The following is a 17,518-nucleotide window of genomic DNA, read 5'->3' on the forward strand; positions in this document are numbered from 1 at the left end:
CATCCACCGTCACCCGCGCAAGCTTTGGCTGGCGATAGGCGGGCGCGGCCCTATATTCGCCAGCATATGCTCGATATCCAGAACAGTCTCGCCCACCCGCTCGTCATTCGCCGCGAGGAGTATACCCCGCCGGAATGGCTGGTCCCCGAGACGAAGCTGGATTTCGACCTCGATCCCTCCACCACCCGCGTAACGGCAACACTGTCGGTCACGCGCAACGGCGATCACGGCGCACCGCTGCGGCTCGACGGCGCTGGGCAAAAGCCACTGTCGGTCACGGTCGACGGCGTCGCGATCAACGACTGGCGGATTGACGGCGAACAGCTCGTCATCCCGCTGACCGGCCCCGCGCATGTCGTCGAGACGCGGGTCGAGATCGCCCCCGATCGCAACACGCAGCTGATGGGGCTCTACGCCTCGGGCGACAATCTCTGCACCCAGTGCGAGGCCGAGGGCTTTCGCCGGATCACCTACTTCCCCGACCGCCCCGACGTGCTCAGCGTTTATTCGGTCAAGATGACCGCGGACAAGAAGCACTTCCCCGTGCTGCTCGCGAACGGCGATCCGGTCGAGCAAGGCGACCTCGAAAACGGCCGCCATTGGGCGACTTGGCACGACCCATTTCCGAAGCCATCCTACCTCTTCGCGCTGGTCGCCGGCGATCTAGCCGTAAACCGCAGCAGCTTCACGACGATGTCGGGGCGCGAGGTCTCGCTCGGCATCTGGGTCCGCGAGGCCGACCTGCCCAAGACCGACCACGCGTTGAAGGCGCTCGAACTCGCGATGGCGTGGGACGAGACGACCTATGGCCGCGAATACGACCTCGACGTGTTCAACATCGTCGCGGTCGACGACTTCAACTTCGGCGCGATGGAGAACAAGGGCCTCAATATCTTCAATTCGCGCTACATCCTCGCCGACCCGGATACCGCGACCGATTACGACTACGACGCGATCGCCGCGGTCGTCGCGCACGAGTATTTCCACAACTGGTCGGGCAACCGCATCACCTGCCGCGACTGGTTCCAGCTGTCGTTGAAGGAAGGTTTCACGGTTTACCGCGACCAAGGCTTCTCTGCCGACCAGGGCTCGCGCGCGGTCAAGCGCATCGAGGACGTCCGGGGCCTGCGCGCGTCGCAATTCCCCGAGGATTCCGGCCCGCTCGCGCACCCCGTGCGGCCTGAATCTTACCAGGAGATATCCAACTTCTACACCGCGACGATCTATAACAAGGGCGCCGAACTGATCCGGATGATGGCCGCGATCCTCGGCCCGCAGGGCTTCCGCGCCGGCACCGACCTGTATTTCGACCGCTACGACGGGACGGCCGCGACCTGCGAGGATTTCGTCACCTCGATGGAGGAAGGCGGCAAGGTCGACCTCACCCAGTTCCGCCTCTGGTATTCGCAGGCAGGCACGCCGCGCGTATCCGCCAGCCTCTCGCAGGACGGCGACCGCGCGACGCTCCGTCTCGCCCAGCAGGTTCCCGCGACGCCGGGCCAGCCGGTGAAGTCGCCGATGGTCCTGCCGTTGCGGATCAAGCTGTTCGGCGCGGAGTCCGGCGCGGCGTTGACTGACGAACGCCTCGTCCTGTTCGACGACACGCTCGACACGATCACGTTCGAAGGCCTCGCCGAGCGCGCGGTGCTGTCGATCAACCGCGGCTTCTCCGCCCCCGTGGTGGTCGAGACCGACCGCACCGCCGCCGATCTCGCTTTCCTCAGCGCGCACGACGACGATCCGTTCGCGCGCTACGAGGCGATGCAGCAATTGATGCTCGATACGCTGGTCGCCTCGGTGGAAGGCCGCACGGATCACGAAGGCGTGATCGCCGCGGTGGCGAACACGCTCGCCGACGCCGCGCTCGATCTGGCGTTCGTCGCGGAGGCGGTGTTGCTGCCGTCGGAGAGCTTTATCGGCGACCAGATGGCCGTCGTCGACCCCGAGGCGATCTTCCGCGCGCGGGAGACGCTCCGCCACGCCCTCGGCACGCGGCTCGAAGCACAATGGCGGCAGGCGTACGCACGTGGTGAAGGACAGCCCTATGCCTACACGCCCGAGGGCAAGGGCCTCCGTCGCCTGCGGACGGTAGCACTCGGCTATATAGCAGCGAGCGGCGCAGCGGATGCGGCTGACCTGGCGTTTGCGCAGTTCGATTCGGCAGACAACATGACCGACCGGATGGGCGCGCTGACGACGCTCGTCAGCAGCACATCCGACATCCGCACCACCGCGCTCGACATCTTCTACAGCCAATATTGCGACAATCCGCTGGTGCTCGACAAATGGTTCCAGGCGCAGGCACAGTCGTCGCGTGACGATACCGGCGCGGTCGTCGCCGCGCTGGCCGGGCATGCCGACTTCACCCTGACTAACCCCAACCGCGCGCGCTCGCTGATCGGCGCGTTCGGGGCGAACCAGCGTGCGTTCAACACCGCGGACGGGGGCGGCTATCGGTTCCTGGCCGACCAGCTGATCGCGCTCGACCGCCTCAACCCACAAACCGCCGCGAAACTCCTGCCGCCGCTCGGCCGCTGGCGCCGGTTCGATGCAGCGCGGGCGGCGCTGATGCGCGGGGAACTGGAGCGGATCGTGCGGACGCCGGGGCTGTCGAAGGACCTGTTCGAACAGGCGTCGAAGAGTTTGGAGGGCTGAACTGAGTCTAATCCTCCCCTGCCAGGGGGAGGTGTCTGGCCCTTGCCAGACGGAGGGGGAGGAGAGGGAAAACCTCTGTTCCGTGTCCTCCCCCTCCGTCGCCTTCGGCGCCACCTCCCCCTGACGGGGGAGGATCATGGATCGCTTCGCCCCTACCGGCGACTCGCGAAGAACTCCCGCAGCATCATCGCCGCCTCGGTCTCCGCAATCCCCGCATAAACCTCAGGCCGATGATGGCAGGTCGCCTGACCAAAAAAACGCGGTCCATGCTCGACCGCGCCGCCCTTTGCATCCGCGGCCCCATAATAGAGCCGCGCAATCCGGGCATGCGCGATGGCTCCGGCGCACATCGCACATGGCTCAAGTGTCACCCAAAGATCGCACCCCTCAAGCCGGTCGCTCCCCAACACCGAAGCGGCTGCGCGAATCGCCTGGATTTCGGCATGCGCAGTGGGGTCGCACAACGCCCGAGGCGCATTGGCCGCCGTCGCGATAATGACGCCGTCCTTCACGACAACGGCGCCAACCGGGACTTCCCCGGCCAGCGCCGCATCGCGGGCCGCGTCGAGCGCGCGGCGCATAGGTTCGGGGACGGGGAACATGGCCTCAGGCCCTGCCCCGCCGCCCGCGTGCCGTAAAGCTCAGTTCGGTGCCTGGCTGTTGGCGGGCTTCTCGACGTTGATCGTCGGCACCGCCACCGTCTTGTTCTCGGTGCCGAGCGTGACCTTGGCGACGTCCGCCTGGAACTTCGGCGCCTGGACGACGCCCTGGCGGGTCTGGTCGATGTTGATGATCCCGAAATACATCAGGCCGACCACCACGAGAATCACGATAGCCACCAGTGACAAGAGCGTACGCATAGGACATCCCCTTTTTGAACGGCTCGCAGCGAACAGTTCGATAGCGTAACAACGTCCTCGAATGCCGCGGGTTGCACAACCGTATTACGCACAATCGGTTGACGAAAGCCGGCGTGCCAGCTATCCGCGCGCCTTTCCGGGGTTCCTCCCGACACTTGAATAGGTAATCACATGTCGCGCATCTGCGAACTGACCGGCAAGGGCCGGATGGTCGGGAACAACGTCTCCCACGCCAACAACAAGACCAAGCGCACGTTCCTGCCGAACCTGCAAAACGTCACGCTGCTTTCCGATTCGCTCGAGAAGGGCGTCAAGCTGCGCGTATCGACGCATGGCCTGCGCACCGTCGAGCACAACGGTGGCCTCGACAACTGGCTGGTGAAGGTCTCGGACGACAAGCTGTCGCTCCGCGTTCGTCGCCTGAAGCGCGAAGTCGTCAAGAAGATCGCAGCTTCGGCCGTCGCCGCCTAACAGCGACGTCGTACTGCGATCACCGCGGCCCGCCCTGCACTTCGCAGAGCGGGCCGTCGGCGTTTGTGGGTGATGGGTCTGCATGGCCGTACTTCCACAGACGGCGACCAGGTCCCTGGTCCACGTTGCCCGTCATCCCAGCGAAAGCTGGGATCAGGGGTAAAGGCACGACGGGCGAGTGGCTACAAACCCGCCCCGCCGCTACCGCTCCAACCGCAACTTCAGCAACAGCGTCCGCTGAAGAACCATCTGGTTGTCGTCGGACACGATCCACACGATCGTCGCGCCGTTCTCGACCGTCGTGTCGATCCCCTCGAAATTATCGTGGATCAGCGGCGCGTCGATGGTGGCGATCAATTCGCCGCGTGCGATTCGCCCCGCCACCACATCGCGCGCCGCCACCCGAGATATCCGCGCCGAGAAGATAAACGGCAGGCGAAACCCGCGATCGAGTACCAGCAGGTCGCCATTCGGCAACGCGGTGATGTCCGAAGGATCATACCGACCATACGGTTCGTAGGCGAAACGCGACGGCGGCGCGGCCCCGGTCGGATCGCCCGTGAAGATCAACGCCTGCCGCGTCCGCAGTCGCGCCTTCTCCGACCCGCTCCAGTCCGATCGACGCACATGCGCCTCCTCGCTGATCACGACGAATCGGCCATCCGGCAGCCGCGCCATCGATTCCGATCCCCCGTTCGCCGGCCATTTGCGCATCGCGTCCGGCGCCACCCGCGCCTCGTACCGCGCGAACCCCGGTGCATAACGCCAGATCGTGTTGCCATCTTCGAACCCGACCCAGATCCTGCCCGTCGCCGGATCGATCGCCATCGATTCGCTGTCGCGGTCGCGCTTCTCCCAGCCGATGCCGGGCCCGGCGGGCAGGTTGGTGAAGGCGATGCGGTGCGGGCGCCAGTCCAGCCCCATGTCGAACTGCACGACATTGCCGCCGTCGCTGAGCAGCGTGAAGCGATTCCCGGTGATCGCGGCGGCGACGTCTAGCGACGAGAACCCGCCGAACGCCCGGTCTCGGCTGGCGAGCGCCACGCCGCCGAGATAGGTCAGCCCCCCGACTCGCACGTGCCGCGGATTAGTCCGATCGAGCATCACGCGAGTCGCGGTCAACTGCGCGCGATCGCCGAGCAGGTCGAGCCGCGCTTCGCCCGACCAGGTCGGCACGATTGCACAGACGCTCACGGCGACGAACAGGACAGTGATCAAGCGCCGCATCGCGTCCTCATAGGGCGTCCGGCGATCCGCGGAAGCATGAACCGCGGATAACGGAGGCATTCAGGCTCGGCTCAATGCGAATCACCCATAAGCGTTTCATCGAGGATGGAAGCACGGCAGACGCCGCCGCCGAAATCCCCAACGGGAGACGCACGATGTTCAAGACTTTTACCCTCGCCGCCAGTGCCCTCGCATTGGGTGCGACCGCCCTCGTTCCCGCCGCCGCCGATGCGCAGCGTTATGGCTCGCGCTACGAGCGTGGCTACGATGGCTATCAGGGCGGCTATCGCGACGGTGGCTACGATCGTGGCTATCGCCAGTATCGCGGCAACGATCGCCGCTACAACGCCCGCAATCGTCGCGGTTGCGACAACAGCGGTGGCACGATCGTCGGCGCACTCGCCGGCGGCCTGCTCGGCCACACGATCGCAGGTCGCGGTGACCGGACGCTCGGCGCAGTGCTAGGCGCCGCGGGCGGTGGTCTCGCCGGCAACGCAATCGATAAGTCGGATAACCCGCGGTACTGCCGGCGCTAAGCCCGGCAACGGGTCGGTGCTCGCCGCAAAGCGGCCGAGCACCCGCCGGCACGGACGGCGGGCAGGCAGCGCCTGACCCGACCGACGACGGCTTCGCCGACGTCGCGCCCCGCTTAGGCCACCACACCAGTTCCCCAGTTCCCTCGCGTAGCGTATCGAGGGCGAGGGCCGGCTTCCCGTTCGGAAGCCGGCCCTTTGTTCGTCCGCAGTCGAGCGATACCGGCGCTAATGGTGCAGGCTCGACGCCCCACATTCCGTCATCCTGACGAAAGTCAGGATGACGGGCGGGCGTGGATCACGCGATCCGCTCAGGCACCTCCGCCGCGTCCTCGGCAATCGCCGCAGCCGGCGCGACCGCCTCCCAAGGGAACACGAACCAGTCCTTGGTCACCGCCCGATCGATAACCCGCGCGCTATATTCGATCCGCTCCGCCGAACTGACGTTGTCGATCAACATCGCAAACCGCACCGCGCCCTCGACCGCCCCCGCCGCAGCCAGCGCTCCCCGCAAATGCGTGATCGTCCGCCCAGAATCATTGATATCGTCGAGAAACAGCAGCCGCTCGCCATTGCGCGTGCGCGCGGCCAGCTTCACCAGCGGCTCGTCGGCAAAGTCCTTCACCTGGCTGGAATAATCGACCGACAGCGTCGGCAAACCGATCGCATGGCTGAGGAACACTGCGGGCACGAGACCGCCACGACCAATCCCGATGATGTAATCGGGTTTCCACTCGGTATCCTCGACCAGCTTGGCGGCGAGGATGTGGATCGCGGCGACGAACTCGTGCTGCGGGATAGGGGTGAAAATCGGCATTCTTGGACGCTACCGACTTGCCGTTGCGAGAGCTAGCCGTTCTCCTGCGAAAGCAGGAGCCCAGGGTTAGAGGTGCAGCGATCCTAACCCTGAACTCCCGCGTTCGCGGGAGACACAACTCAGATCGTCTCCAGCGCCTGCTCGAAATCGGCGATCAGATCGTCCGGATCCTCCACCCCGATCGAAATCCGGACGAGGTTGTCCGTAATCCCCAGCGCCTGCTTCCGCGCGTCGGGCACCGACAGATGCGTCATCCCCGCCGGATGGCTCGCCAGCGTCTCGGTACCGCCGAGCGACACCGCGAGCTTGGCGATCTTCAAGGCGTCGAGGAACGCGAAACTCTCGCGCTCGCCGCCCTTGAGGTACAGCGAGAAGGTCGAGCCACCACCGGTGCAATGCCGGCGATAGATGTCCGCCTGCCGCTCCATGCCGGGCTCGTCCTCTAGGAAGCCGAGATACGCGACCCGCTCGACCTTCGGATGATGCCGCAGGAAGCCGCAGACCTTCGCGGCATTCTCGCCCGCCCGGCTCATACGCAGCTCTAGCGTTTCGAGCGACCGCAACAGCATCCACGCGGTATTCGGATCGGTGATCGTCCCGATCGTGTTCCGCATCGTCCGGATCGTGTTGATATGTTCCTTCGTGCCGAGCACGCCGCCGGCGACGAGATCGGAATGCCCGCCGACATATTTCGTCAGCGAATACACGACGATATCCGCGCCATGCTTAAGCGGCTGGAACCACAGCGGCCCGAGGAACGTGTTGTCGATTGCGATCGGGGGTTTCTCACCCTTGAAGATCGCGTCACGGCTGGCGGCGACCGCCTCGACGTCGACCAGCGCATTCGTGGGGTTCGCAGGGCTTTCGAGGTAGATCAGCGCGACGTTGCCGGTCGCCGCCTCGGTCATCACCGCGTCGATCTCCTCGCGCGTCGCGCCAGCCGGGAAGTCGAGCCACTTCACGCCGAACTTACCGAGCACGCGGCCAATCAGCGTCTCGGTCGCGGCATAAAGCGGCCCCGAATGGACGATCGTGTCGCCCGGCTTGACCATCGCGAGGAACAGCGTCGCGATCGCCGACATGCCCGACGAGAAGGCGAGCGCGTCCTCCGCCTCTTCCCAGACGCCGAGGCGATCCTCGAGGATCTCCTGGTTCGGCCCGTTGAAGCGCGAATAGACGAGGCCCTCCGCACCGCCCGGACGCTTGCCGGTGACGCCTTCGAAGTGACGCTTGCCCGCCGCTGCGTTGGGGAAGACGAAGGTCGAGGTGAGGAAGATCGGCGGCTTCAGCGAACCTTCCGACAGAGCGGGGTCGTAACCGTGGCCCATCATCAGCGTCGACGGCTTCAGCTTGCGCCCGCCGATCTTCTCGACCTCGGGCTTCGGCGCGACGCGTGCCGCTACGCCGGTCAGGTCGGCTTCGGTTTCGGCGGGGATGGCACCGGCGTTATTCGGGGTATCGGACATCATATGCTCCTGCGTGGCCCGTCTGGCGCGGGCCGATGTGCCGAGCCTAAACGAGCCGTGCGGGATTTGGGACCCGTTACAGGCCAATGACGCTGATCTGACGACCGTAGGAGGGCTCGTCGCGATGGGTCGCACGCCGATAGCTGAAGAACCGGTCCTCGTCGGTATAGGTGTCCAACCCGAGCGCTTCGATCCGCCCGATCCCCGCCACCGCAAGCCGGCTGACGACATAGGCCTCCAAGTCGAACTGGTAATGATCCGCACGGCCATCCGCAAAGAAGCGCTCATTCGCCGGATCCGCCTCGCAGAATCGACGGATGAAGCCGTCGTCGACCTCGTAGCTGGCGCGCGCGATGCACGGCCCGACTGCGGCGACGATCCGGTCGCGCTGCGCACCGATCGCCTCCATCGCGAGGATCGTTTCATCGGTGACGCCGCCAAGCGCGCCCTTCCAGCCGGCATGCGCCGCCGCGACGACGCCGGCCTCGCGGTCGGCGAACAGCACCGGCGCGCAATCCGCGGTGAGGATGCCGAGCGCGAGACCGGGACGGTTGGTCACCAGCGCATCGGCATGCGGTCGGATCGCAGCGTCGAACGGCTCGATCACGGTCACCGCGTCGGCAGAGTGGACTTGATAGAGCCCAACGAGTTTCGCCCCCGGCAGGACCGCTTCGGTCGCACGGCGGCGGTTCTCGGCAATGTGGGCGGTATCGTCGTCGGAGCCGATACCGACGTTGAGGCTCGCGTAGGCGCCGATCGAGACACCCCCGCGACGGCCGAGAAACCCGTGGGGAATGTCGCCGAGCGACTTCGCGCGAATGACGTCGAGAGTCATATCCACCACCCCACCCATGCAGCCACCCCGGCGAAGGCCGGGGCCCAATTGGGGGACCTCGCTGACAAAGGACTGCGCATCGTTACCACGACCTCTCCAATTGGGCCCCGGCCTGCGCCGGGGTAGCGGCTACTAGAACCGTCGATCACAAGACGAGCCGCATGATCCGATCATCGTCAGGCTGCTCCCCAACCATGAACACATACCGCCCGATCTCGACAAAGCCGTACCGCTGGTAGAACCGGTGCGCCCGATGGTTATCCACATACACACTGAGGATCATTTCCGTCCGCCCCCCAGCCCGCGCGACATCGATCGCCCAGTCCATCAACGCCGGGCCAACACCCGCACCATGCTGGTCCCCACTGACGTAAAGCTGGTGAAGTTCGATCGCGGTCGCAGGCCATTCGCCGGGAAACACGACCGGTCCGATCTTGGCGAACCCGACGATCTCGCCCGCCTCGTCCACCGCCACGCGCACCGTGTAGGCGGGGTCGGACAGCTGCGCCGGCAACCCCTTCTGCCCGAACGTCTGGTCGAGAAACGCGGCAAGGTCTTCGGGCCGGTACAGCGTGCCGAAGGTGTCGGTGAACGACCGCTTCGCCATCGCGCCGAGTTCTGCGCCGTCGGCTGGCAAGGCATCGCGATAGGTAATCATGCAAACGCCGCCGGGGTTGGCCAATCTGGCGCGGTAATCGCTAGCGCTTTGAAGAGAATACCCATGTCGTCCATCAACCTCCTCCGATCGGCAGCCAGTGCTTCCACCCGCGCGGGCGATGCGTTGGCGAGCGCCGACGTCCGCGAATCGATGCCTAATGCACCGAGCAAATCGCGCTGCGTCACCGGCCCCCACGCGACCGCGCCCTCGGCCTGTGCCGCGGCGGCGAGCGTGGTGAAGTCGACATGCGCGGTCAGGTCGTGCTCGCCGGGCGCCTCGAACGGGTTGGCGAACGCATGCCCGCGCACCGCCTGCAACGTGTCGCCGAGCGCCGGCCCCTCATAGCCATAGTCGACCGCGATCAGCGCGCCGCCCTGCGCCGCGATCCGTTTGGCAAGGCCGCGGACGATCGTGACGGCCGCAGGCGAGGTTTCCAGGACCGAGCCGGCGGGTGCCTCGCGAAACGGTTCGGGAATCACCGCATCGGGCAGCGGCTTGCCGGCGATCGGTAGGAACAGCAGGTCCTGCGCAGCGACGAGGCGTTCATGCCACTGCTCGCGCTTGACGAGCTGGCGAATCGGCAGCGCATCGAAGAACTCGTTGGCGACGACGATCAGCGGCCGATCGGTCGGCAGCGTGTCGATCGCGTCGTGCCAGATGGCGGCGGGCACGCGCTCGGCCTGAGCCGCGCGCAGCGCTGGGCTGGTTTCGACGAAATGTACGGGGGGCGTAAGCCCGGCTTTCGCCATCGCCCGCGCAGCATCGGCAGCCAGCGTCCCGCGACCTGGACCGAGTTCGACCCAAGCCACATCCGGCCGCCCCACCCGGTCCCACAGATCGGCGCACCAAAGGCCGACAAGCTCACCGAACATCTGGCTGATCTCGGGCGCAGTGATGAAGTCACCCCCCACCCCCATCGGATCACGGGTCGCATAGTAGTGTGCGTTAGCGGCCGCCATGTACTGCGCGACGGGGATGGGACCTGCGAGCGCGATCGCTCGGGCGAGGCGTTCCGGGAGGGCGGTATCAGTCAAGGGAGTGTCGGGCATGTCGACCATCGTAAAATCTCTACCACCCCGGCGGAGGCCGGGGCCCAATGGGGAAGGTCGATGTAACAGCGCGCAACGCATGTCACCATGGACGTTCCACTTGGGCCCCGGCCTCCGCCGGGGTGGTGCTTCTATTAGAGGCGAGCCGCGTCAGGCGACGCTCTGCGTCCCCGCGATCGACTCGACCCGCACCCGCCGCTTCGCCGACGTAGCCACCAGATACGCGCCGCCGAGAATCATCGGCACGCACAGCCACTGCCCCATGTGCAGCCCGGTCGACTCGGCAAAGGCCCGCAACTGCGAATCAGGCTCGCGGAAGAACTCCGCCGTGAACCGGGCGAGGCCGTATCCCAGCACGAACAGTCCAACGAGCTTGCCCGGATCATAGCGCGCCTTGGTCTTCCAGAACGCGACCCAGAGCAGCGCGAACAGGAGGATGCCCTCCAGCCCGGCTTCATACAGCTGGCTCGGATGCCGCGCCGGCTCGACCATCCCGAACGGCACGGTGCGCTCGAAGATGATCCCCCAGGCAACGTCGGTCGGCTTGCCCCAGAGCTCGCCATTCACGAAGTTCGCCAGCCGCCCGAAGAACAGCCCGAAGGGCACACAGCACGCGATATAATCGTGCACACGCAACCAGTTAAGCTGGTGTTTCCGCGCAAACAGGATCAGCCCGATCGACGTGCCGATCACCCCGCCGTGGAACGACATGCCGCCATCCCAGAGCCGGAAGATGCGCAGCGGATGCAGGAACATCTCGGGTGCGTAGAAGATCACATAACCGAGCCGCCCGCCGAGGATGATGCCCAGCGTCGCATAGAACACCAGGTCGTCGGCATGCCGCCGCGCCATCGGCGCACCGGGCTGCGCGAGCAGCTTCAGCAGATACCACCAGCCGAGCAGGATCCCGCCGATATAGGCAAGGCTGTACCAGCGCAGCGTGAAGAAGCCGATCGAGAAGACGTCGGGGTGGAGCCCCAGATCCTCGAAACGGATGTGACTGCCGACGGCAGGCGCTACGCCCGCAGCGGCGGTGATGGTCGACAGGATCAAAGGCTTTTCCCCACGCGTTCGCCCCTGCATAAAGGCCGATAACGATAAGACCAAGTAGGAGAGCGATATGCGGACCGAGCTGGACCTGGCTATGGATTCGACGATGGCCGCGCTGACCGCGCCGGACGGCATACTGGCGCTCGGTTCGGTCGAGCGGTTCGGGGTAAAACTGCCGACGATCGCCGCCGCGCCGCCCGCGCTCAGCTATTATTTCGCACACTATGCCAACGAGCACCGCGACGCCGTCTTCCTGGTATCCGGCGCCGAGCGGCTGACGTTTGGCGAAGTCTACGCTGCCGCCGAGCGCACCGCGCGCGCCATCGTCGGCGGGTACGGCATCGCCAAGGGCGACCGGGTCGGCATTGCGATGCGCAATTCGCCGTCGTGGATCGTGCTCTACATGGGCATCGTCATGGCTGGCGGCGTCGCGACGTTGCTCAACGGCTGGTGGCAGGCGGAAGAGCTGGAGACGGCGATCGGCGAGGTCGATTGTTCCCTCGTATTCGCCGATCCACCCCGGGTGAAACGACTCACCCAGATCACAGGCCTGCGCGCACCGGTGGTCGAGATCGACGATTCGCGACCGCTTGCCGAAGCGCTCGGAGTCGTGTTCGCAAAGGACGATCACACCCCCGACCTGCCGCTGCTTGGGCCCGAGGATCATGCGACGATCCTGTTCACCAGCGGTTCGACCGGCCAATCGAAGGGCGCGCTGTCCGAGCACCGCGCGATCGTGCAGGGCATCTTCAACTATCTCGGCCAGGCGATGATGATGGTCGGCATCGCCACCGCGCAAGGCAATCCGCCGATCGGCCAGCCGGTCACGCTGCTGACGATCCCGCTGTTCCACATCACCGGCGAAGTCCCCGTGTTTCTCCAGAGCTTCGCGATGGGCCGCAAGCTGGTGCTGATGCCGAAATGGGATGCGGGCGAGGCGATGCGGCTGATCGAGGCGGAGGGCGTCACGTATTTCGTCGGCGTGCCCTTGATGAGCTTCGAGATCCTCAATCACCCCGATCGTGCCAATTACGACCTGTCGACCGTCACCGATTTCGCCGCGGGTGGCGCCCCGCGCCCGGTCGATCACGTCCGCCGCATCGACGAGGAAATGGGCGGTCCGGCTGGCAAGGGGGGCGCACCGCTGATCGGCTATGGCCTGACCGAAACCAACGCCGTCGGCACCGGCAACTGGCGCAGCAACTACCTCGCCAAGCCCAATTCCGCCGGCCGCCCCGGCGCGCCGCTGGTCGACCTCGCGATCCTCGACGATGCCGGCCACCCGGTCGACCAGGGCCAGCGCGGCGAGGTCTGCATCCGCTCGATCTGCAACTTCAAGGAATACTGGAACCGCCCCGACGCGACCGCCGCGGCGTTCACCACCGACGGCTATTTCCGGACCGGCGACATCGGTTATGTCGACGAGGACGGCTATCTGTTCATCGTCGACCGCAAGAAGGACATCATCATCCGCGGCGGCGAGAACATCTCGTGCCAGGAGGTCGAGGCGGCGTTGTACGAGCATCCGGCGATCGCGGAAGCCGCGGTCTTCGGCCTCGCGGACGAGCGGTTCGGCGAGGTGCCCGGCGCGGTTGTCGTCCCGCAGGACGGCGAGACGCTGACCTCGGACGACCTGACCGCGTTCCTCCACCAGCACATCGCCGCGTTCAAGATACCGCAGCGAATCTGGATTTCGGAACAGCCGTTGCCGAGACTGGGGACGGAGAAGATCGACAAGGTCTCGCTCAAAGCAACGTACCGAGCGATGGCCTGAATTTGTGGGATAAGCGGTCTCCCATTTCTGTCGTCCTGACGAAAGTCAGGACCCAGGATAACGGGAGCCACAGCTGCTTGGCTCTGGGTCCTGACTTTCGTCAGGAGGACGAGGGAAGATAGACGTGCCTCCGCGCCACCTTCTCCCCGTGGGGGAGAAGGATTAGAGCCACCTCATGATTAGCAGGCGTGAGATTTTAGTCGGCGGCGGCGCGGGGATCGGGCTCGTCGTAGCCTGGGGCCTATGGCCGCGCACCTACGCCCCCAATCTCGTCGCCAACCCCGGCGAAACCCCGTTCGGCGCGTGGCTCAAGATCTGCACCGACGGCCATGTCACCGTCTCCGTCCCGCAGGTCGAACACGGCCAGGGCGTCTACACGACCCTCCCCCAGATCGTCGCGGACGAGCTCGGCGCGGACTGGCGCACAATCGGCGTCGAGCCCGCCCCGCTCAACCCGCTCTACGTCAACGCAATCGGCACGCACGACCTGTTCGAAGGCCTGTTCGACCGTCTCCCGGACGGCATCGTACAGCCACCGATGCTCACCGGCGGATCGAGTTCGATCCGGATGTTCGAGCAAGCCTGTCGCGAGGCCGGCGCCGGCGCCCGCGCGCTGCTCTGCATGGCGGCGGCCAAGCGCTGGGACGCCGACTGGACCCAGGTCAACGTCGACGCCGGCTTCTGCACCAACGGCGCCAAACGCATCCGCTTCGCCGAACTGGCCGAGGAGGCCACGAAGTTCACTCTCCCCACCCCCCTCCCGCTCGGCATCCAGGGCGCAGGCAAGCTGGTCGGCAAATCGGTCCCCCGCCTAGACACCCCGTCGAAAGTCGACGGCTCGGCTAATTTCGCGGGCGACGTCCGCCTAGCCGACATGGTCCACGCCGCGATCCGCCAGGGCCCGGTCGGCGGTCGCCTGACAAAGGTCGACCGCGCCGCCGCCGACCGCATCCGCGGCGTGCTGTCGGTGGTCGAGAACCCGCGCTGGGTAGCGGCCGTCGCGACGACAGGGTGGGCGGCGCAAAAGGCGCTCGACGCGCTCGCGCCGCGGTTCGAGAACGACGCCCCCCTCCCCGATACCAGGTCGGTCGACGCGGCACTCGACGCCGCACTCGCTCGCCCCGGCACACGAATGGCGGAAACAGGCGACGTTGCCGCGACCTTCCAAGGCGCCAAACTTGTCACCGCGACCTACCGCACTGGTTTCGGCCTTCACGCAGCGATCGAGACCCGCAGCGCCACCGCATCCTTCTCGAACGGCCGCCTCGAACTCTGGCTCGCGACGCAAGCGTCGGGGCTCGCACTATCGGCCGCGGCGCGCGCGGCGGGCCTCAGCGAAGACGCCGTCGTCGTCCACCCGATGCTGATCGGCGGATCGTTCGGCGCCGCGCTCGAACACGATGTCGCCGAACAGGCGGCGGTACTCGCGGTCAAACTCCGCCGCCCGGTCAGCCTCGTCTGGTCGCGCGGCGAGGACTCGCTCCGCGACCACTACCGCGCACCCGCAGTCGCGAAGATGGCCGCACGCCTCGCCCCCAACGGCGCGATCATGGGCTGGAGCGCGAGCATCGCCACCCCCGCCACCGGCGCCGAAATGGCACGCCGCATGATGCCGGGGCTCGCCACCGAAGCCGCACTGATCGGCACCAAGGGCGACCGCTACGCCGTGGCCGGCGCAACGTCCGCCTACCGCATCCCCGCCTTTGCGATCGACCACCACCCTGCCGAGATCGGCATCCCGACCGGCCACCTCCGCGGCGGCGCACACGGCTACACCGCGTTCTTCACCGAATGCTTCCTCGACGAACTCGCGCGCGGGGCCCAATCCGAACCGATGTCGTTCCGCATCGCCATGCTGGGCGGCGAACCACGACTTGCCCGCTGCCTGTCGACCGCGGCAGCACTTGGCGGCTGGAACGGCGGTGTCGCCGGCAGCGGCCAAGGCCTCGCAGCCCACGCGTTCCGGGGCAGCTACATCGCGGTGATGGCAGAAGCACACATGGGCGCGGACCGGCGCCCCGTGGTCGACCGACTCGTCGCGGCGGTCGACTGCGGCGCGCATATCAATCCCGACATCATTCGCCAGCAGATCGAGGGCGGACTGATCTTCGGCATGGCATCGGCACTCGGCGCGTCGACCGGATTCACCCGTGGGCTCGCAGACGCGCGCGGGTTCGACACGATTGCGCTGCCCCGGCTGGTCGACACGCCCGACATCACCGTTGAACTGATCCGAAGCGAAGACGCGCCCGGCGGGGTCAGCGAACTCGGCGTCCCTGCGGTCGCACCGGCGATCGCCAACGCCCTCAATGCGTCAACGGGCTTCCGCATCCGTAATTTGCCTTTAAGACCATCGACATGACCCTGCCCCCCGATCACCCCCCGATTCCCAAGCCGCGCATCGGCGTTCTCCTGATGAACCTCGGCACGCCCGACGGCCCCGATACGAAATCGGTGAAGCGCTATCTTGGTGAATTCCTGTCCGATGGTCGCGTCGTCGAGATCCCCCAGATCGCGTGGCAGCCGATCCTGCGCGGCATCATCCTCAACACACGCCCGAAAAAATCCGCGCACGCCTATGCGCAGGTCTGGCGCGAGGACGGCTCGCCGCTCGCCGCGATCACCCGTTTGCAAGCGGCGGCGTTGAAGGATGCGTTCGGCCCCCAAGTGCTCGTCGACTGGGCGATGCGCTACGGCAATCCGTCGATTGCCGACCGGCTGACGGCGATGAAGGCGGCGGGGTGCGAACGCATCCTGCTCGCGCCACTCTATCCGCAATATTGCGCAGCAACGACCGCGACCGCGAACGACAAGGCGTTCAAGCATCTCGCCGGTCTGCGCTGGCAGCCGGCGATCCGGACGTTGCCGCCCTATTATGACGACACGCTGTATATCGACGCGCTGAAGGACTCGCTCGAAGCGGGGTTGGCCGCACTCGATTTCACGCCCGATGCGATCGTCGCCAGCTTCCACGGCATGCCGAAGCGGACGTTGCAGCAGGGGGATCCCTATCACTGCCACTGCCAGAAGACCGCGCGGTTGCTCGGCGAACGCATGGGTCGCGCGTTGACGATCGCGTTCCAGTCGCGGTTCGGGCCGCAGAAATGGCTGGGGCCGGCGACCGACGAGACGCTCGTCGAACTGGCGAAGGCCGGCAAGACCAAGATCGCGATCTTTGCGCCGGGCTTCTCCGCCGATTGTCTCGAGACGCTCGAGGAACTGTCGATCCGCGGTCGCGAGAGCTTCGAGGAAGCGGGCGGCACGCATTTCGCGTATCTGCCGTGCCTCAACGACAGCCCGGTTGGCGTGGAAATGCTGCGCAGCATTTTGGCACGCGAGCTTGAAGGATGGATACGCCCAAGTTAACCTTCCGCAAAATCTACGAGGAGAGAGACTGATGGCACGCGTCGCAATTGTAACCGGTGGTACGCGCGGAATCGGCGAAGCGATCAGCCTCGCATTGCAGGACATGGGCCTGACCGTAGCGGCAACCTATGCCGGCAACGACGAGCGCGCGCGCGAGTTTACCGAGCGCACCGGCATCAGGGCGTATAAATGGGACGTCGCCGATTACGACGCGTGCCAGGCCGGCTGCGCGCAAGTCGCCGCCGATCTGGGCGACGTCGATATCGTCGTGAACAACGCCGGCATCACCCGTGACGGCACCATCCTGAAGATGACGTACCAGGATTGGAAAGAGGTGATGGACACCAATCTTGGCGGTTGTTTCAACATGGCCAAGGCCGTCTTCCCCGGTATGCGCACGCGCAAATGGGGGCGGATCGTCAACATCGGCTCGATCAACGGGCAGGCCGGGCAATATGGCCAGGTGAACTATGCTGCGGCCAAGTCGGGCATCCACGGCTTCACCAAGGCGCTGGCGCAAGAAGGCGCGCGCGCGGGCGTGACGGTCAACGCGATCGCGCCGGGGTATATCGATACGGATATGGTGGCCGCGGTGCCGGCCGACGTGCTGGAGAAGATCGTCGCGAAGATCCCGGTCGGGCGGCTGGGTCAGGCTACCGAGATCGCCCGCGGTGTGGCGTTCCTTTGCTCGGAAGAGGGCGGGTTCGTTACCGGGTCTACACTGAGCATCAATGGCGGGCAGCACATGTACTAACGG

16 protein-coding genes are annotated in these 17,518 nt (G+C 66.0%); 7 read left to right on the top strand and 9 right to left on the bottom strand.

Annotation, left to right across the window (positions count from 1 at the left end):
- Positions 1-66 precede the first annotated feature (66 nt).
- The gene (gene pepN, locus U1737_RS11365) at positions 67-2,655 is read left to right on the top strand and encodes an aminopeptidase N (protein ID WP_332796864.1); all 2,589 of its coding nucleotides are present in this window, start codon (positions 67-69) and stop codon (positions 2,653-2,655) included.
- 152 nt (positions 2,656-2,807) lie between these two features.
- Here the strand turns inward: pepN and U1737_RS11370 are convergent, their stop codons facing one another.
- Together U1737_RS11370 and U1737_RS11375 are read right to left on the bottom strand one after the other, a co-directional pair.
- On the bottom strand, positions 2,808-3,236 hold the full coding sequence (locus tag U1737_RS11370) for a nucleoside deaminase (RefSeq protein ID WP_248522500.1): 429 nt from the start codon (positions 3,234-3,236) through the stop codon (positions 2,808-2,810).
- Positions 3,237-3,296: 60 nt separating this feature from the next.
- A complete protein-coding gene (locus tag U1737_RS11375) occupies positions 3,297-3,515 on the bottom strand; it encodes a hypothetical protein (protein ID WP_248522498.1) in 219 nt (72 codons plus the stop codon).
- Positions 3,516-3,686: 171 nt separating this feature from the next.
- Between U1737_RS11375 and rpmB the strand changes: the two genes are divergently transcribed.
- The gene (gene rpmB, locus U1737_RS11380) at positions 3,687-3,986 is read left to right on the top strand and encodes a 50S ribosomal protein L28 (RefSeq protein ID WP_056053386.1); all 300 of its coding nucleotides are present in this window, start codon (positions 3,687-3,689) and stop codon (positions 3,984-3,986) included.
- A 201-nt stretch (positions 3,987-4,187) separates the two neighbouring features.
- Here the strand turns inward: rpmB and U1737_RS11385 are convergent, their stop codons facing one another.
- The gene (locus U1737_RS11385) at positions 4,188-5,213 is read right to left on the bottom strand and encodes an esterase-like activity of phytase family protein (RefSeq protein ID WP_248522496.1); all 1,026 of its coding nucleotides are present in this window, start codon (positions 5,211-5,213) and stop codon (positions 4,188-4,190) included.
- Between the two features lie 155 nt (positions 5,214-5,368).
- On the opposite strand from U1737_RS11385, the gene U1737_RS11390 reads away from it, so the two are divergent.
- Entirely contained in the window at positions 5,369-5,749 is a 381-nt protein-coding gene (locus tag U1737_RS11390) for a glycine zipper 2TM domain-containing protein (protein WP_248522494.1), read from the top strand.
- Between the two features lie 295 nt (positions 5,750-6,044).
- Here the strand turns inward: U1737_RS11390 and U1737_RS11395 are convergent, their stop codons facing one another.
- The 6 genes from U1737_RS11395 to lgt form a co-directional block, all read right to left on the bottom strand.
- Positions 6,045-6,563, bottom strand: coding sequence for a phosphoribosyltransferase (locus tag U1737_RS11395; protein ID WP_248522492.1), 519 nt, complete (start codon positions 6,561-6,563; stop codon positions 6,045-6,047).
- A 119-nt stretch (positions 6,564-6,682) separates the two neighbouring features.
- Entirely contained in the window at positions 6,683-8,029 is a 1,347-nt protein-coding gene (locus U1737_RS11400; RefSeq protein WP_248522490.1) for a cystathionine gamma-synthase family protein, read from the bottom strand.
- A gap of 76 nt (positions 8,030-8,105) precedes the next feature.
- Complete coding sequence (gene pgeF / locus U1737_RS11405) at positions 8,106-8,864, bottom strand: peptidoglycan editing factor PgeF (RefSeq protein WP_332796889.1); 759 nt, start codon at positions 8,862-8,864, stop codon at positions 8,106-8,108.
- Between the two features lie 145 nt (positions 8,865-9,009).
- Positions 9,010-9,522, bottom strand: coding sequence for a GNAT family N-acetyltransferase (locus U1737_RS11410; protein WP_248522488.1), 513 nt, complete (start codon positions 9,520-9,522; stop codon positions 9,010-9,012).
- The gene (locus U1737_RS11415) at positions 9,519-10,580 is read right to left on the bottom strand and encodes a class I SAM-dependent methyltransferase (protein WP_248522486.1); all 1,062 of its coding nucleotides are present in this window, start codon (positions 10,578-10,580) and stop codon (positions 9,519-9,521) included. The genes U1737_RS11410 and U1737_RS11415 overlap by 4 nt, the downstream gene beginning before the upstream one ends.
- Positions 10,581-10,721: 141 nt before the next feature.
- Complete coding sequence (lgt, locus tag U1737_RS11420) at positions 10,722-11,654, bottom strand: prolipoprotein diacylglyceryl transferase (protein WP_443027120.1); 933 nt, start codon at positions 11,652-11,654, stop codon at positions 10,722-10,724.
- 37 nt (positions 11,655-11,691) lie between these two features.
- Here lgt and U1737_RS11425 point away from each other — a divergent pair, with 37 nt between their 5' ends.
- The 4 genes from U1737_RS11425 (at position 11,692) to phbB (ending at position 17,515) form a co-directional block, all read left to right on the top strand.
- Complete coding sequence (locus tag U1737_RS11425) at positions 11,692-13,395, top strand: class I adenylate-forming enzyme family protein (RefSeq protein ID WP_332796866.1); 1,704 nt, start codon at positions 11,692-11,694, stop codon at positions 13,393-13,395.
- Between the two features lie 175 nt (positions 13,396-13,570).
- Positions 13,571-15,757, top strand: coding sequence for a xanthine dehydrogenase family protein molybdopterin-binding subunit (locus tag U1737_RS11430; RefSeq protein ID WP_332796867.1), 2,187 nt, complete (start codon positions 13,571-13,573; stop codon positions 15,755-15,757).
- Positions 15,754-16,761 carry a ferrochelatase gene (gene hemH / locus U1737_RS11435; protein WP_332796868.1) on the top strand — a complete coding sequence of 336 codons (1,008 nt, stop codon included), beginning with the start codon at positions 15,754-15,756 and terminating at the stop codon, positions 16,759-16,761. The genes U1737_RS11430 and hemH overlap by 4 nt, the downstream gene beginning before the upstream one ends.
- A 31-nt stretch (positions 16,762-16,792) precedes the next feature.
- Positions 16,793-17,515, top strand: coding sequence for an acetoacetyl-CoA reductase (gene phbB, locus U1737_RS11440; RefSeq protein ID WP_248522477.1), 723 nt, complete (start codon positions 16,793-16,795; stop codon positions 17,513-17,515).
- Positions 17,516-17,518: the final 3 nt, after the last annotated feature.

The sequence above is a fragment of the Sphingomonas fucosidasi genome (genome assembly GCF_036663855.1).
GTDB classification, from domain to species: domain Bacteria; phylum Pseudomonadota; class Alphaproteobacteria; order Sphingomonadales; family Sphingomonadaceae; genus Sphingomonas; species Sphingomonas faeni_B.

Excerpts from the sequence above, each read along its gene's own strand:
- U1737_RS11410 (WP_248522488.1), bottom strand. The coding sequence starts at position 9,522 with ATGATTACCTATCGCGATGCCTTGCCAGCCGACGGCGCAGAACTCGGC.
- lgt (WP_443027120.1), bottom strand. The coding sequence starts at position 11,654 with ATGCAGGGGCGAACGCGTGGGGAAAAGCCTTTGATCCTGTCGACCATC.
- U1737_RS11370 (WP_248522500.1), bottom strand. The coding sequence starts at position 3,236 with ATGCGCCGCGCGCTCGACGCGGCCCGCGATGCGGCGCTGGCCGGGGAA.
- phbB (WP_248522477.1), top strand. The coding sequence starts at position 16,793 with ATGGCACGCGTCGCAATTGTAACCGGTGGTACGCGCGGAATCGGCGAA.
- U1737_RS11375 (WP_248522498.1), bottom strand. The coding sequence starts at position 3,515 with ATGCGTACGCTCTTGTCACTGGTGGCTATCGTGATTCTCGTGGTGGTC.
- U1737_RS11390 (WP_248522494.1), top strand. The coding sequence starts at position 5,369 with ATGTTCAAGACTTTTACCCTCGCCGCCAGTGCCCTCGCATTGGGTGCG.
- U1737_RS11395 (WP_248522492.1), bottom strand. The coding sequence starts at position 6,563 with ATGCCGATTTTCACCCCTATCCCGCAGCACGAGTTCGTCGCCGCGATC.
- U1737_RS11385 (WP_248522496.1), bottom strand. The coding sequence starts at position 5,213 with ATGCGGCGCTTGATCACTGTCCTGTTCGTCGCCGTGAGCGTCTGTGCA.
- hemH (WP_332796868.1), top strand. The coding sequence starts at position 15,754 with ATGACCCTGCCCCCCGATCACCCCCCGATTCCCAAGCCGCGCATCGGC.
- U1737_RS11415 (WP_248522486.1), bottom strand. The coding sequence starts at position 10,580 with ATGGTCGACATGCCCGACACTCCCTTGACTGATACCGCCCTCCCGGAA.
- U1737_RS11430 (WP_332796867.1), top strand. The coding sequence starts at position 13,571 with ATGATTAGCAGGCGTGAGATTTTAGTCGGCGGCGGCGCGGGGATCGGG.
- pgeF (WP_332796889.1), bottom strand. The coding sequence starts at position 8,864 with ATGACTCTCGACGTCATTCGCGCGAAGTCGCTCGGCGACATTCCCCAC.
- pepN (WP_332796864.1), top strand. The coding sequence starts at position 67 with ATGCTCGATATCCAGAACAGTCTCGCCCACCCGCTCGTCATTCGCCGC.
- rpmB (WP_056053386.1), top strand. The coding sequence starts at position 3,687 with ATGTCGCGCATCTGCGAACTGACCGGCAAGGGCCGGATGGTCGGGAAC.
- U1737_RS11400 (WP_248522490.1), bottom strand. The coding sequence starts at position 8,029 with ATGTCCGATACCCCGAATAACGCCGGTGCCATCCCCGCCGAAACCGAA.
- U1737_RS11425 (WP_332796866.1), top strand. The coding sequence starts at position 11,692 with ATGCGGACCGAGCTGGACCTGGCTATGGATTCGACGATGGCCGCGCTG.